This window comes from Tatumella morbirosei, assembly GCF_000757425.2.
GTDB classification, from domain to species: Bacteria; Pseudomonadota; Gammaproteobacteria; order Enterobacterales; family Enterobacteriaceae; genus Tatumella; species Tatumella morbirosei.
The window spans coordinates 1,580,875-1,596,099 of record NZ_JPKR02000003.1; the positions used below are offsets into that span (position 1 = coordinate 1,580,875).

The window sequence follows — 15,225 nt, forward strand, 5'->3', positions numbered from 1 at the left end:
ATCATTATTTTATTTTTGCCAGCCTCTGGCTGGTCGCACCCGGACTGATTTCATGGCTATTTCAATAAAGACTCCCGAAGATATCGAAAAAATGCGTGTTGCCGGCCGCCTGGCGGCTGAAGTGCTGGAAATGATTGCAGAACATGTGAAACCTGGTATCTCTACCGGCGAACTGGACCGTATCTGTGATAACTACATCACTCAACATCAGCATGCGGTTTCAGCCTGCCTCGGCTATCATGGTTACCCGAAATCAGTCTGTATTTCGATCAACGAAGTGGTATGCCATGGCATCCCCAGCGACGATCGCCTGCTCAAAGATGGCGATATTGTGAACATTGATGTTACCGTAATTAAAGATGGCTTCCATGGTGATACCTCAAAAATGTTTATCGCCGGCACGCCTACCATTCTGGGAGAACGTCTGTGTCGCGTGACACAGGAAAGTCTCTATCTCGCGCTGAAAATGGTGAAACCGGGTATCCGTTTACGGACGCTGGGCCGTGAGATTCAAAAATTTGTCGAAGCTCAGGACTTTTCTGTCGTCCGTGAGTACTGCGGGCATGGTATCGGCCGGGGATTCCATGAAGAGCCTCAGGTTCTGCATTACGATGCAGATGATGGAGGCGTGGTACTGCAACCGGGCATGACATTTACCATTGAGCCGATGGTCAACGCAGGAGATTACCGGATTCGCAGTATGAAAGACGGCTGGACAGTGAAAACCAAAGATCGAAGCTTGTCGGCACAATACGAACATACTATTGTGGTGACAGACAATGGCTGTGAGATTTTAACCCTGCGTAAGGAAGAAACACTTCCGGCCATTCTGGTTAACGAAGGTTAAATCTGACAAATAATTCCTGAAGCCGGCTTTTGCCGGTTTTTTTATCCAATGAGTAGCGACGATGAGTAGCCGCCTGCCGGAAACAATTGATAAAAAAAGCATTAACGCTCCGCTTCACTGGCCCGACGAAACCCTGAACCGCGAAATGCTGAGATCTCTGCTGGATGATTTTCAAACCCGGCTGGGAGACGCTTTCGATGCAGGTCAGTCCGTTCATCTGCTTATCGATGCCAGAACCCAGTTTATTGACCATCTGCTATGCCGGCTCTGGCGCTTTTTCAAATTCGATGGAATTAAAGAGCTCGCTCTGGTCGCTGTTGGGGGATACGGCCGAAAAGAACTGCACCCGCTTTCTGATATCGATGTATTGATTCTCAGCCGTCAACGGCTGGATGAGCAGAGTGCCCACAGGGCCAGCGAATTGCTGACTCTGCTTTGGGACCTCAAGCTGGAGGTAGGTCACAGTGTCCGGACCTTAGAAGAGTGCCTGCTGGAAGGGCTATCAGACCTCACCGTTGCCACAAATCTTATCGAATCACGGATGCTTACCGGTGACGTTTCGCTGTTTCTGGAATTGCAAAAAAATATTTTCAGTGAAGGCTTCTGGCCCTCTTCTGAATTTTATGCCGCAAAAATCGAGGAACAGAAAGAACGCCATCATCGATACCACGGAACCAGTTATAACCTGGAGCCAGATATTAAGAGTAGTCCGGGGGGATTGCGGGACATTCACATGCTGCTGTGGGTCGCCCGCCGTCATTTTGGTGCCACCTCACTGGATGAAATGGTTGATTTTGGTTTCCTGACCCGGGACGAACGGGACGAACTGAATCAGTGCCAGGACTTCCTGTGGCGAATTCGCTTTGCTCTGCACCTGACCCTGACCCGATACGACAACCGGTTATCATTCGACAGACAACTGGCAGTAGCACAACGCCTGGATTATCAGGGTGAAGGCAATGAACCAGTCGAACGGATGATGAAAGATTTTTATCGCGTTACCCGGGACATCAGAGAACTGAACGAAATGCTGCTGCAGTTATTTGATGAAGCCATACTGGCATTACCGGCCACGGATAAGCCACAGCCTCTGGATGAAGAATTTCAGTTGCGTGGATCGCTGATTGACCTGCGGGATAACATGCTGTTTATCCGTCAGCCGGAATCCATTATCCGTATGTTCAATGTGATTGTGCGGAACAAGAACATTACCGGTATTTATTCGTCAACACTACGACAACTGCGCTATGCCCTAAGAACCCTGGACTATCCGCTATGTGAAATCCCCGAGGCCCGGAGACTATTTATGGATATTTTGCGCCATCCGGGCGCGGTTAGCCGGGCTTTGGTGCCAATGCATCATCACAGCGTTTTGCCTGCTTACCTGCCTCAATGGAACAAAATTGTCGGGCAAATGCAGTTCGATCTGTTTCACGCCTACACTGTCGACGAACATACTATTCGGGTATTACAGAAGCTGGAAAGCTTTGGTCACGAGAAATCACGGGAAAAGCATCCGTTATGTGTCGAAATCTGGCAACGACTGATCCACCCGGAAATTCTGTTGATTGCAGCCCTGTTCCACGATATCGCAAAAGGGCGTGGGGGTGACCACTCCACTCTGGGGGCTGAAGATGTTATGGAATTTGCCCGGTTGCATTCCCTTCCCTCCCGTGATGCCCAGCTAATAGCCTGGCTGGTGAGACACCATTTGCTGATGTCGGTGACGGCTCAACGCCGGGATATTCAGGACCAGAGCGTTATCCAGCAATTTGCTGAAGTGATGCGAAACGAGAAGCAGTTGCGCCTGCTGATCTGTTTAACCGTGGCAGATATCTGCGCCACTAATGAAAGCTTATGGAACAGCTGGAAACAGAGTTTGTTACGTGAGCTCTATTTTGCCACCGAAAAACAGCTGCGACGTGGTATGGACAGCAACCCTGACCTTCGTGAGCGGGTTCGCCACAACCGACTGCAGGCCCTCGCGTTACTGCGGATGGATAATATCGATGAAACCCGGTTGCACAAAATCTGGAATCGTTGCAGAGCGGATTACTTTCTGCGCCACAGTGCCAGTCAGCTGGCCTGGCATGCCCGTAATCTGCTGACGCATCCGCTTTCGAAACCACTGGTACTGATAAGTCCACAGGCTTCACGGGGAGGAACAGAGATTTTCATCTGGAGTCCGGACCGTCCTTACTTATTCGCGACAGTTGCCGGAGAACTGGACCGTCGCAATCTGAGTGTCCACGACGCACAGATTTTTACCAATCGTGACGGTATGGCGATGGATACCTTTATTGTACTGGAACCCGACGGCAGGCCACTGGCGGCTGACCGTCATGAAGCGATTATTCACGGGCTGACCCAGGCGTTATCCCAGCCGGAATGGGTTCCGCCAAGACCGCGCCGTTTGTCAGCTCGTCTGCGTCATTTTAATGTGGATACCGAAATTCGTTATCTGCCCGCTCATACTAATCACCGGACATATCTGGAATTAGTGGCACTGGATAACCCGGGGTTGTTAGCCCAGGTAGGTGCGGTGTTTGCTGAAGCAGGAATTTCATTGCATGGTGCCAGGATCAGTACCATCGGCGAGCGCGTAGAAGACTTATTCATTCTGGCAGACAGTGAAAGACGAGCATTAGACGATAAAATGCGTGATAGTTTACGACAACGGTTGACAGAGGCACTGAATCCAAACGATAAAGGATAATTACCCTCTGACCAGCGACATTCGCTCCGGAATACATTTTTACTTTAGGGGGATTCAACTCCCTGGCTGTCAGATTTTTTACCAAACCATTGATGCAGGAAACAGACAATGCAAGAGTTACAAACAATTATTGAAGCCGCATTCGAACGCCGTGCCGATATCACCCCGGACAATGTAGATGCACAAACCCGCGATGCCATTACTCAGGTGGTACAATTAATTGATAGCGGTGAGGTGCGTGTTGCGGAAAAGATTGACGGTGAATGGGTCACTCATCAATGGCTAAAAAAAGCTGTATTGTTATCCTTCCGCATCCATGACAACCAGGTAATGGAAGGTTCAGAAACTCGTTTCTACGATAAAGTACCGATGAAATTTGCCGGTTACGACGAAGCCCGCTTCAAAAAAGAAGGTTTCCGCGTGGTACCACCCGCTGCCGTTCGTCAGGGTGCATTTATTGCCCGCAACACCGTTCTGATGCCTTCATATGTCAATATCGGTGCTTATGTGGATGAAGGTACTATGGTAGATACCTGGGCTACCGTTGGTTCATGTGCACAGATTGGTAAAAACGTCCACCTGTCCGGGGGTGTAGGTATCGGTGGTGTACTTGAGCCGTTACAGGCAAACCCCACCATTATTGAAGATAACTGCTTTATTGGTGCCCGTTCAGAAATCGTTGAAGGCGTCATTGTTGAAGAAGGTTCTGTCATTTCAATGGGTGTATACATTGGCCAGAGCACCAAAATTTATGACAGAGAAACCGGTGAAGTCCACTACGGTCGAGTGCCTGCCGGCTCCGTGGTAGTTTCCGGCAACCTGCCGTCCAAAGATGGCAGTTACAGCCTGTACTGTGCAGTGATCGTGAAAAAAGTGGACGCTAAAACCCGTGGTAAAGTTGGAATCAACGAACTGCTGCGTTCTATCGATTAATTCAGTGTGCCTTCTGCTATAAGCTGGAGGCATCTCTGAGGCTACTGCCTGCGGGCACGAAATCCTGACCGCAGGCAGTAAGGTTTCTTTACCAGTCCTTCAAGCCTGCAACCTGGTGTAATGACTTTACGCTCCGTGAGTGCTGTCCCTGGACTGCCATCACGATTCATTCTGAATGTTGTTCTCTGAAAAGGTAACTTTCCATGTACGATAACTTAAAAAGCTTAGGTATAACCCATCCTGAAGAAGTTGACCGTTACAGCCTGCGCCAGGAAGCCAATAACGATATTCTGAAAATTTATTTCCGTAAGGATAAAGGCGAGTTTTTTGCTAAAAGCGTGAAGTTTAAATATCCACGCCAGCGTAAGACTGTCGTGTCTGATCAAACCGGACAAGGCTTTAAAGAAGTTCAGGAAATCAGCCCAAATCTTCGTTATGTGATAGATGAACTGGATCAGCTTTGCCAGCAGGAACAAGCTGAAGTCGATCTGAAAATTAAGATCCTTGATGATCTTCGCCATCTGGAGCTGGTGGTATCGAATAAGATCTCTGAAATTGAAGCTGATCTTGAAAAGCTTACCCGATGATCTTCTGGCACTATGCGGCCCGTTACAACAATGAAAAAGCCGGTCAGTACTGACCGGCTTTTTTTACGGCTGGTGTCTGAGATTATTCAGCCAGCAGATACAGATTACTGTTACCACGTTTGATGTTCAATGCCAGTACTGAAGGTTTGCTGTCCAGAACTTTACGCAACTCCCCAAGGTTAGTGACTGCCTGCTGGTTAACTCCCAGGATAACGTCATCTTTTTTCAGGCCAATGGCTGCTGCGCGGCTACCCGGTTTAACGCTGTTAACTTTCACCCCTTTCTGACCATCGGCATCAAAGTTACTGAGTTCCGCCCCCTCAATTCCGGTATAAATAGTTGCCGACTGTACTTTTGTCTGAGTACTCTGTTGCAGCTCTACATTTACCGTGAGTGGTTTACCATCACGCAGTAAGCCCAGCTCAAGTTTAGTGCCCACCGGCAGAGACCCGACATCAGCACGCAACTGAGCGAAGCTGTTCAGCTGTTTGTTATTCATTGAAACAATCACATCGCCGGCTTTAATACCGGCTTTTGCTGCTGAACTGTTTGGTAACACCTGGCTGACAAATGCACCACGCTGAGCATCCACTTTCATGGCCTGAGCGAGCTCCGAGTTAAGCTCCGTTCCCATAATACCCAGTTCACCACGTTTCACCTGACCGTATTCAATCATCTGGGCAGTCAGGTTTTTCACCATATTACTTGGAATGGCAAATCCGATACCAATATTGCCACCGTCCGGTGCCAGAATCGCGGTATTGATCCCAATCAGTTCACCATTCAGGTTAACCAGCGCCCCACCTGAGTTACCACGGTTAATCGCCGCGTCCGTCTGAATGAAGTTTTCATAGTTTTCAACGTTCAGTCCGCTGCGTCCCAGGGCTGAAACAATTCCCGAGGTCACCGTTTCGCCTAATCCGTACGGGTTACCAATGGCCACAGTGTAATCACCAACCTGCAAATTATCAGAGTCAGCCATCTTAATCGCGGTCAGATTTTTTGCATCTTTTAACTGAATCAAAGCGATATCCGACTGAGGATCTTTACCAATGACTTTCGCATCAAAACGACGACCGTCACTGAGCTGTACCTGGATGGTTGAAGCATTTTCGACCACATGGTTGTTAGTCACCACATAGCCTTTTTCGGCATTAATCACGACTCCTGAACCTAAAGCACGAAATTTTTCCTGCTGAGGAACTCCGCCATTACCACCGCCCGGAGCCTGGCAAATAGGGGATGACTGGAACGGCGAGCCGTCCTGACAGAAAGGTGACATATCACCAAAGAACTGCTGGAATTGCTGGCCACCCTGAGCTGCTTTCACCGGTGCTGTTCCTTCAACACTGATACTGACAACTGAAGGCATGACTTTTTGCAACATAGGAGCCAGACTCGGTAATTGCTGACTTGATGAAGATGCAGTTTCCGCCGCAGAAGCAGTCAAAGGCGCAAATGCCATTCCCAGGCTTAATGCGAGTGCACTTAATGCTAAAGTGGTTTTTTTCATTTTCTGGCTCTCTGTAGTATTTGCTATTTGGACCCATTGCTGTGGTCAATTGATGAGAGTTATTATTTACCCGTTAGTTCACATCAAAGCTTTTGTTAAAAGTAAAAAATTATTCCCGTACTTTACAAAAGTCAGACAAAATCAACCGCCATCAGACGGCGATATTCATCCCATGCATATAAATCTGTCATCCCGCTGATATAATCCTGCACCAGTCGCAACCGGTAGTAGCGTTCGCGAAGCGGCCACTCCGCATCGCTGGCAGGATTCAACTGCCTGACATGATTCTGGTAAGCTTTACGATGTTTATCAGATAACCGGTGAAACAGGCGGGTTTCGATTGGATGTCCGGCTAATTCGTCGGTTTCCATTAGACGGGTAAAATCGTCAGCACTCAGTAACATCATGGATTTATAAGCATCTAACAGCCCCCGAATAACCCGGTATCCCTGCAGTTCCAGTTGTTCCACCTCCGTGTGGTTAAAGACATGTTTTCGGGCAACCTGTTTAAAAACAGCCAGTAATCGTTCCTCGTCTCCACCATCTTCCAGCAACGCGTGGTTGAAATCGCCACGAAAAATTGCCGGCAAATTATCCAGGAAACGACGGGCGGCAAACGACACCAGAGCCCGCTGGACATTCACCCGTAGCGACATAAAGAACTGGTCACTCTGGCTGCGACGTTTTCCTGAGCTGGCTTCCTGCCAGGCATCAGTGACAGTGCGCTGGAAAATATCATTGGGCTGCATATCACCCCAGGCATCGCATAAATAGTGATACAGTTTATCGACATCAAAAATCGCTTTCTCGACAGCATCATCTAAATCGGCGATACAATAAGAAATATCATCGGCAGCTTCCATGATATAAGTCAGAGGAAACCGATGAAATTCCTGCATTCCGGTGGCGGCTCGTAAATCAGCGACATAATTCTCTTCTGATAAATAGAAACCGGGCTTTTTCATCAGTACCGAAAAATCCTGTGGTTTTGCTCCTCGCCACCAGGCCGGAGCCGTGTATTTAAGGATACACGCTACCTGAGAGTAGCTCAGATTCAGTTGCAAAATTGTATGTACCAGCCGGATAGCCTGTGCATTACCCTCAAAATGTGACAGGTCCTGACATATAATATCTTGTAATTCAATAAGATTATCGGAAACCTCTGACACACCAGGCGGAGTAAGTGGCAGAATTTCCGGCAGATGCTCTCGGAACCAGTCATTAATGGCGGCTTCACCAAAATGACCAAATGGAGGATTACCAACATCATGCAGCAGGCAAGACATTTCGACCAGGCTCTCAAAGCCACGTTCAAACTCCTCCAGTCCGAAGGCTTGTAAGCCACCAGGCTGCTTTTTAAGGCGTTGCAGTATTTCCCTGGTGATATAGCGTCCCGTTTGTTGTACTTCCATAGAATGAGTCAGACGCGAACGTACCGCGGCATTTCGTTCCAGCGGGAACACCTGAGTCTTTTGCTGAAGACGGCGAATGGCCGCAGAGTGGATAATTCTGCCGCGGTCACTTTCGAAATAGCGGGTGATCTGCTCTTCACCCTGAGGCGGCTTGCCTGACGGGTAAGGACGGCTGACACTGATTCTGCGCTTAAAGTTAATCTCCATTTCAGCTCCGCTACGATTCAATAATAAATACCTGCCCTCTCATGGTAGACTATGCCATGCCTGAGGATTAATTCTACAATATTGGTGAGATACGCTATGAAAGCAGGAATAATTGGTGCAATGGAGCAAGAAATCACTCTGTTGCGTGACAAAATTGAAGGACTTAGAACCCTGTCTATCGCCGGTTGCGAAATTTATACCGGAACCCTGAACGGTACAGAAGTAGCGTTGCTGAAATCCGGGATCGGTAAAACCTCTGCCGCGCTGGGCACCACGTTATTACTGCATATCTGCCAGCCGGATATTGTGATCAATACCGGTTCTGCCGGTGGACTGGCCTCATCACTGAAAGTGGGTGATATCGTGGTTTCTGAAGAAGTACGCTACCATGATGCCGACGTGACCGCATTTGGTTACGCACCAGGCCAGATGGCCGGTTGCCCGGAAAGTTTTGTCTCTGATGAGAAACTGATTAGTGCGGCCGAACAAAGCATTCAGGCTTTAAATTTGCATGCGGTACGGGGTCTGATAGTAAGTGGTGATGCATTTATCAATGGTGCGGCTCCACTGGCACGCATTCGTGAAACCTTCCCTGCCGCCATTGCGGTTGAAATGGAAGCTACTGCGATAGGCCACGTCTGCCACCGTTTTAGTGTGCCTTTCGTCGTAGTTCGCGCTATCTCCGACGTTGCCGATCAGGAATCTCACTTAAGCTTTGAAGAGTTCCTTGACGTTGCAGCGAAACAATCTTCACTGATGGTCGAAGACCTGGTGGCGAGGCTTGCTACTACCCACTGATTTACATCAGTTTTTCCAACAGTCTCCGCCCGGAGACTGTTTTTTTACTGCATGAAAGAGTCTGCCCCTTGCCCGGAAATGTTTCAGAAAAACCGCGGTTCAGAGTCATGACGCAGAGCAATCCGCTAACTTTACAAAAAAAAACGAATACCTGAGTCAGTCTGACAACGCAACGGTCAGATCTTCAGATTGTCAGCACAATATACCATCAGTCATCTGAGACGACTGACCACCGGTTTTAACAAATAGCGGATCATGGGAAAAAATCAGAAGAGAGTGAGGAAGAATCTGCCCCCTCCGGGAGGAGGGGCAGAGAAAAATCAGATGCTGAAGGAAGAGCCACAACCACAAGTGGTTTTAGCGTTAGGGTTAGTCACAATAAAACGTGATCCTTCCAGCCCTTCGGTATAATCCACCGAACCTCCGACCAGATATTGCAGGCTCATCGGGTCAACCACCAGTGATACACCCTGTTTTTCGATGGTCATATCACCCTCATTGACCTTATCGTCAAAAGTAAAACCATACTGGAAACCGCTGCATCCACCACCGGTGATATAAACCCGCAATTTCAGCTCAGGGTTATCTTCGTCAGCGATCAGGAATTTTACTTTGTTGGCCGCAGCTTCAGTGAACTGTAACGGCAGTGCTGCAATATCATCGCTCATAAATTACTCCGGTAAACTCCAGGGTCCTGAAGGACCTCAATGGCTACATTATCCGTCAGCCATGGGCTGCGATCAAGCGCTCTGCTGCACACTCTGTGCCGCTTCCCCGGGCACTGATGACGCTTGCTTTGCCAGAGTTCTTGCCAGCAAGGTTGAATAAAGCGGAGTGCCGCCCAAAAACTGCGCCAGTAATGTCGCCCCCAGGCAGGTAATAATCATCGGTAAAATCAGCTGATAATTATCCGTCATCTCCAGAACCAGTACGATCCCGGTCAGTGGTGCCCGGACTGACGCAGCAAACAGTGCCCCCATGCCTGCAATGGCAAAGGTTCCCGCCTGCAGGTGATACTCCGGAAACATTGATGCGGCGACCACTCCCAGAGCGGTACCCAGTAAAGTGCCTAACGACAACATCGGTGCGAAAATACCGCCGGGAGCACCGGAACAAAAACACAATAATGTCATCACCATGCGTAAAAGGAACAGCGCCAGTAACATGGCAAACCCATATTCACCTTTGGCAGCTAATGGGATCAGCAACGATCCCCCGCCGGTGAGTTGCGGGAATAATAGTGTCAGCGCTCCGCAAGTCCCGCCAATGATGGCACCGATTAACAGAATAGTTTTCATCCGCCCGCCATGCAGTTGCTGAAAACGATCCTGAACTTTGAAAATAAGCTTGTTGAAAATCACCCCGACAATCCCAAACACCATGCCAGCCACCAGGTATAACCACAGAGTGTTCAAAGGCGCATTGGTCAGCTTACCGACATCCAGCACTGCACTTTCTCCGTTAAAAATACGAAAAACGATGCAGGACATGATAACGCCAATAAATACCGCTTTGACTGAGATCAGACTGTAATGGAACTGCAACCGCATCTCTTCAATGATAAACAGTATCCCGGCCAGCGGTGCATTAAAGGCCGCTGATAAGCCTGATGCTGCCCCGGTCGCCAGCAACGTATGTCGGACTTCTGTCCCTTTCATACGGAAGATATCCAACACCATCCGCCCAATATTCCCACCGAGCTGGACTGTCGGCCCCTCACGCCCCAGGACTAAACCGGCTCCAAGTGTACCAATACCCCCGAAAAATTTTACAGGGATCACCCGCCACCACCGCACCGGGCGCAATTCTTCCAGTGCACCTTCAATTTCCGGAATGCCTGAACCTGCCGCTTCGGGGGCGAATTGTCTGACCAGCCAGTAACCTGCCACTGCCAGCAGCGCAGAGACTACGATTCCACAGACCAGTGAAACCAGACTAAAACTTCCGGCAAAATGGTGCAGGCGGTAGTGCAAGACCGCATTGACGGCTTTATCAAAAGCAACTCCGACCAACCCGACAAGAATGCCAACTAACCCAGCCAACAGCAGAACTGCCAGCGGAGTTTTATCTTTGCGAATTAAGAAACGTAAATAATCACTGCGCCGCAGCGGAACGACCGGTAATTCATCGGTTGAAGCAGGAATATTTTGCATAACAAGACAGAAGATAAAGGACCATCAACACAGTATACCTGTGAAGCGGCTAATTTTTAGCGCTTAAATGTAGCAAACCAATAACCGGGGCTTTCGTACTGTCCCGAACTTCTCGTACACTAGTGCCATATTCAGTTATCAACAGGAACCGAAGCCATGAGCAAGTCTGAAAATCTCTACAGTGCGGCGCAACGTCTAATCCCCGGGGGCGTTAACTCTCCGGTACGCGCATTTACCGGCGTGGGCGGTGCTCCCCTGTTTATCGAACGTGCTGAAGGGGCTTACTTATACGATGCTGACGGAAAAGCCTATGTCGATTATGTCGGTTCATGGGGACCGATGGTTCTGGGGCATAATAATCCGCAAATCCGCAATGCCGTTACTGAAGCTGCCGCCCGTGGCCTGAGTTTTGGCGCTCCAACTGAGATGGAAGTCAAAATGGCGGAACTGGTGTGTGAACTGGTTCCGTCCATGGACATGGTGCGTATGGTAAATTCAGGCACCGAAGCCACCATGAGTGCTATCCGACTGGCCCGCGGATTCACCGGTCGCGATAAAATTATTAAATTCGAAGGCTGCTACCACGGACACGCCGACTGTCTGCTGGTAAAGGCGGGTTCCGGTGCGTTAACCCTGGGCCAACCAAACTCTCCGGGGGTTCCGGCCGATTTTGCCCGTCATACGCTGACCTGTACCTACAATGATCTGCAATCCGTTCGTGAAGCTTTCCGTCAACACCCACAAGAGATTGCCTGTATTATTGTTGAGCCGGTCGCCGGCAACATGAACTGCATTCCTCCGGCTGAAGGCTTCCTGCAGGGCTTGCGCCAGATTTGTGACGAAAATGGCGCACTGCTGATTATCGACGAAGTCATGACCGGGTTCCGTGTCGCTCTCGGTGGAGCCCAGGAATACTATGATGTGCAGCCAGACCTGACCTGTCTTGGAAAAATTATCGGTGGCGGTATGCCGGTAGGTGCCTTCGGCGGTCGCCGTGAAATTATGGAAGCGTTAGCCCCCACCGGCCCGGTCTACCAGGCTGGGACACTGTCCGGTAACCCGCTGGCGATGGCTGCCGGCTTTGCCTGTCTGAGCCAGGTCGCACAACCTGGCACTCACGCCACGCTGACAGAACTGACCAACAGCCTGGCGGAAGGCTTATTGAATGCGGCACAGCAAGAAAATATCCCGCTGGTGGTCAATCATGTCGGCGGTATGTTTGGTATTTTCTTTACCGATGCCGAAACCGTGACCTGCTATCAGGATGTCTGCCAGTGTGATGTGGAACGTTTCAAAAAATTCTTCCATCTGATGCTCGAAGAAGGGATTTACTTCGCGCCTTCAGCATTTGAGGCGGGTTTTATGTCACTGGCCCACAGTCCGGAAGATATTCAGAAAACCGTCGATGCTGCCCGTCGCAGCTTTGCCCGCCTGTAATTTCACTGGATTTCTGCATAAAAAAAGGCGCCACGGCGCCTTTTTTATGGTTGCTTATCCAGGGACTTCACTTACTGACCGAACATATCCTTAATCCATCCGGCAACGCCCTTACCATCACTGTCCTGCTGCACCTGCTGCTGTTGCTGTTGTTGCTGCAGTTGCTGTTGTTGCTGCTGCTGTTGCTGTTGGCAGAGTGTTGTCGGGTCTGCCGCCCAGACGGGCAGAGAACGCCAGGTCGTACTACCAGACCCACAGACAAAGTTACCGGCCGAATCGATGTTCATGGTAGTCACATCTTCCGGAGGCGTCAGATCCAACGGCGTCGGTGGCTGGTTAGCCAGATAACGACGGTACAGTTGTAATGCCCCGCTCGAACCCCACAGTTTTGTCGTTTGGTTATTATCACGCCCAACCCAGGTCACGGTAACTTCCTTACCGTCAATCCCTGTGAACCAGCTGTCCACCAGATTGTTAGTGGTTCCGGTTTTACCAGCCAGGTGCATGGTCGGGTACTGAGCACCTAATGCATGCGCAGTTCCCCGGTTAACAACCTGTTGCATTGCATACAGTGTCAGATAAGCCGCTTCCGGGGGTTCAACCTGCTGTGCCTGAGGGTAGCTCTGGTACAGTACTTTACCATCTTCAGAAATAACGGAGCGGACTGCCGACAGCGTCGCGCGATTACCACCACTGGCAATGGTCTGGAATGCCTGAGCGACCTGAACCGGTGTCAGGTTCAGCGCCCCGAGCAGCATCGCAGGTACGGCGGTCAGCTGATCTTTACCGACACCTAATTTAGTCCATGTATCCACCACATTCTGCAGCCCCAGTGACATCCCGAGATTGACTGTCGGAACGTTCATCGAATGAGTCAATGCATCCACCAGCAATACCTTGCCGCTGAATTTATGATCATCATTTTCCGGGCTCCAAATCTGACCATTCGGCTGTTTCAGCGATAGTGGCTGGTCGGCAATCCAGCTATTCAGCCGGTAAGTCTGGGGCTGAGCCAGTGCCGTCAGATAGGTTGCCGGCTTAGCCAGAGAACCGATGGAGCGGCGCGCCTGCATTGCGCGGTTGTACCCGGCAAACTGAGGTTCAGCACCACCGACCATCGCACGGACTTCCCCGCTGAAGCGGTCCACCACCACCATCGCTGTTTCGAGATCTTTTAAACCGTGTTGTTTTTTCAGCTGCGGAATTCCCTCAGTCACTGCTTTTTCGGCGGCATCCTGAGATATGGGGTCCAGTGTCGTGAATATTTTCACACCTGACAGGTCCTGGACTTTATCCCCCAGTTTTTCCTGCAACTCATTACGGACCATCTGCATAAAGGCTGGCTGAGGAGTGATCACCCCGCCTTTTGGCTGCACACCTAATGGTCGGGCAGACAGCATATTGTACATATCTTCATCGATATATTTTTGCTGTTGCAGCAAGCGCAGGACCACATTACGCCGTTCAAGGGCTAATTTCGGGTTACGCCATGGGTTATACAGTGAGGCACCCTTCACCATCCCTACCAGTAACGCCTGCTGGTCAACACTCAGTTCATCCACCGGCCGGCCAAAGTAATACAAACTGGCCAGCGGGAATCCACGAATCTGATCATTGCCAGCCTGTCCTAAATACACCTCATTCAAATACAGTTCCAGAATGCGGTCTTTGCTGTAATGCGCATCCATGATGATTGCCATGTAAGCTTCACGGATCTTGCGCCACAAGGTTCGTTTGTTGGTCAGGAACAGGTTTTTCACCAGCTGTTGTGTCAGGGTACTGCCCCCCTGTACCGCTCTGCCGGCAGTAATGTTGGCGACAAACGCACGGCCGATGGAATATAAGCTGATCCCGTCATGCTCATAAAAATGGCGGTCTTCGGTCGCTACCAGAGTATCGACCAGCGAGTTCGGGAAACCGGAACGCGGGACAAATAACCGCTGTTCACCATTCGGTGACTGCAACATGGTGATCAACCGGGGATCGAGCCGGAAATAGCCAAAATCACGTCCGGTATCCTGATTTTTAATCTCGGATAACTCTCCATGACTGAATGTCATCTGAGCATGAATCTGACCTTCTTTTCCGTCCGGGAAATCAAACGGCCGGCGTAATAAATCGATGGTATTACCTTTAACCGTAAACTCACCTGGCCGGGTGATTTTGGTCACCAGGCGATACTGCGTTCCCTCCAGCAGATCCACCATCCCTTTACGGTCGAAAGGCATTCCTGGCTCCAGGCTCACTACCCGGCCATAAACTGCTGCCGGAAGTTGCCAGACTTTACCATCCACCCGGTGACGGATTTCAGAGTCGAGATAGACGCCCCAGGCAGCCACCACTACAGCAGCTACCAGAAACAATTTGATAAACAGCCCAAGCCAGCGGCGTTTCTTTACCGGGGGTTTCTTTTTTCCTTTACGTGGCAATGACTGCTCCTCAGCGTACTCGTTGATATCCTGATCATCGTAATGACTATTTTTATTACGCTTCGCAGGTTTGCGGGCTTTTTCCGTTTGACGAGGCGTTTTCCCTTTCCGCCCGATCGGTTCGCGATCGTTCCCAGACATGAATTTTATTCTCCAGGCATAGCCTCAGCATGCGCGTTACTTTAATCCCGTT

The 15,225-nt window shown here is 50.0% G+C and carries 11 protein-coding genes; 6 read left to right on the forward strand and 5 right to left on the reverse strand.

Annotated features, from left to right (window positions below; all coding sequences use genetic code 11):
• The first annotated feature begins 52 nt into the window (after nucleotides 1-52).
• From map to HA49_RS10155, 4 genes are all read left to right on the forward strand, one after another.
• Nucleotides 53-847, forward strand: a complete 795-nt coding sequence (gene map, locus HA49_RS10140; RefSeq protein WP_038022959.1) for a type I methionyl aminopeptidase — start codon at nucleotides 53-55, stop codon at nucleotides 845-847.
• A gap of 61 nt (nucleotides 848-908) precedes the next feature.
• Entirely contained in the window at nucleotides 909-3,563 is a 2,655-nt protein-coding gene (gene glnD / locus HA49_RS10145; RefSeq protein WP_038022961.1) for a bifunctional uridylyltransferase/uridylyl-removing protein GlnD, read from the forward strand.
• Nucleotides 3,564-3,671: 108 nt separating this feature from the next.
• A complete protein-coding gene (gene dapD, locus HA49_RS10150; RefSeq protein WP_038022964.1) occupies nucleotides 3,672-4,496 on the forward strand; it encodes a 2,3,4,5-tetrahydropyridine-2,6-dicarboxylate N-succinyltransferase in 825 nt (274 codons plus the stop codon).
• 203 nt (nucleotides 4,497-4,699) lie between these two features.
• Nucleotides 4,700-5,083: a DUF3461 family protein gene (locus HA49_RS10155; protein ID WP_038022966.1), complete on the forward strand. Its 384-nt coding sequence runs from the start codon at nucleotides 4,700-4,702 to the stop codon at nucleotides 5,081-5,083.
• Between the two features lie 82 nt (nucleotides 5,084-5,165).
• Here the strand turns inward: HA49_RS10155 and degP are convergent, their stop codons facing one another.
• Both degP and dgt read right to left on the reverse strand, forming a co-directional pair.
• Nucleotides 5,166-6,596, reverse strand: a complete 1,431-nt coding sequence (degP, locus tag HA49_RS10160; protein WP_038022967.1) for a serine endoprotease DegP — start codon at nucleotides 6,594-6,596, stop codon at nucleotides 5,166-5,168.
• A gap of 131 nt (nucleotides 6,597-6,727) precedes the next feature.
• Nucleotides 6,728-8,215, reverse strand: coding sequence for a dGTPase (gene dgt / locus HA49_RS10165; protein WP_038022970.1), 1,488 nt, complete (start codon nucleotides 8,213-8,215; stop codon nucleotides 6,728-6,730).
• Between the two features lie 96 nt (nucleotides 8,216-8,311).
• On the opposite strand from dgt, the gene mtnN reads away from it, so the two are divergent.
• Nucleotides 8,312-9,013 carry a 5'-methylthioadenosine/S-adenosylhomocysteine nucleosidase gene (gene mtnN, locus HA49_RS10170; protein ID WP_038022973.1) on the forward strand — a complete coding sequence of 234 codons (702 nt, stop codon included), beginning with the start codon at nucleotides 8,312-8,314 and terminating at the stop codon, nucleotides 9,011-9,013.
• A 320-nt stretch (nucleotides 9,014-9,333) separates the two neighbouring features.
• Here mtnN and erpA read toward each other — a convergent pair whose 3' ends face one another.
• On the reverse strand, nucleotides 9,334-9,681 hold the full coding sequence (erpA, locus tag HA49_RS10175) for an iron-sulfur cluster insertion protein ErpA (RefSeq protein ID WP_038022976.1): 348 nt from the start codon (nucleotides 9,679-9,681) through the stop codon (nucleotides 9,334-9,336).
• 72 nt (nucleotides 9,682-9,753) lie between these two features.
• A complete protein-coding gene (clcA, locus tag HA49_RS10180; protein ID WP_038022978.1) occupies nucleotides 9,754-11,166 on the reverse strand; it encodes a H(+)/Cl(-) exchange transporter ClcA in 1,413 nt (470 codons plus the stop codon).
• A 156-nt stretch (nucleotides 11,167-11,322) separates the two neighbouring features.
• Here clcA and hemL point away from each other — a divergent pair, with 156 nt between their 5' ends.
• Complete coding sequence (gene hemL / locus HA49_RS10185; RefSeq protein WP_046791740.1) at nucleotides 11,323-12,603, forward strand: glutamate-1-semialdehyde 2,1-aminomutase; 1,281 nt, start codon at nucleotides 11,323-11,325, stop codon at nucleotides 12,601-12,603.
• A 71-nt stretch (nucleotides 12,604-12,674) separates the two neighbouring features.
• Here hemL and mrcB read toward each other — a convergent pair whose 3' ends face one another.
• Nucleotides 12,675-15,173 (reverse strand): bifunctional glycosyl transferase/transpeptidase, encoded by a 2,499-nt coding sequence (mrcB, locus tag HA49_RS10190; RefSeq protein ID WP_038022983.1) that lies wholly within the window; start codon nucleotides 15,171-15,173, stop codon nucleotides 12,675-12,677.
• Between the last annotated feature and the right edge of the window lie 52 nt (nucleotides 15,174-15,225).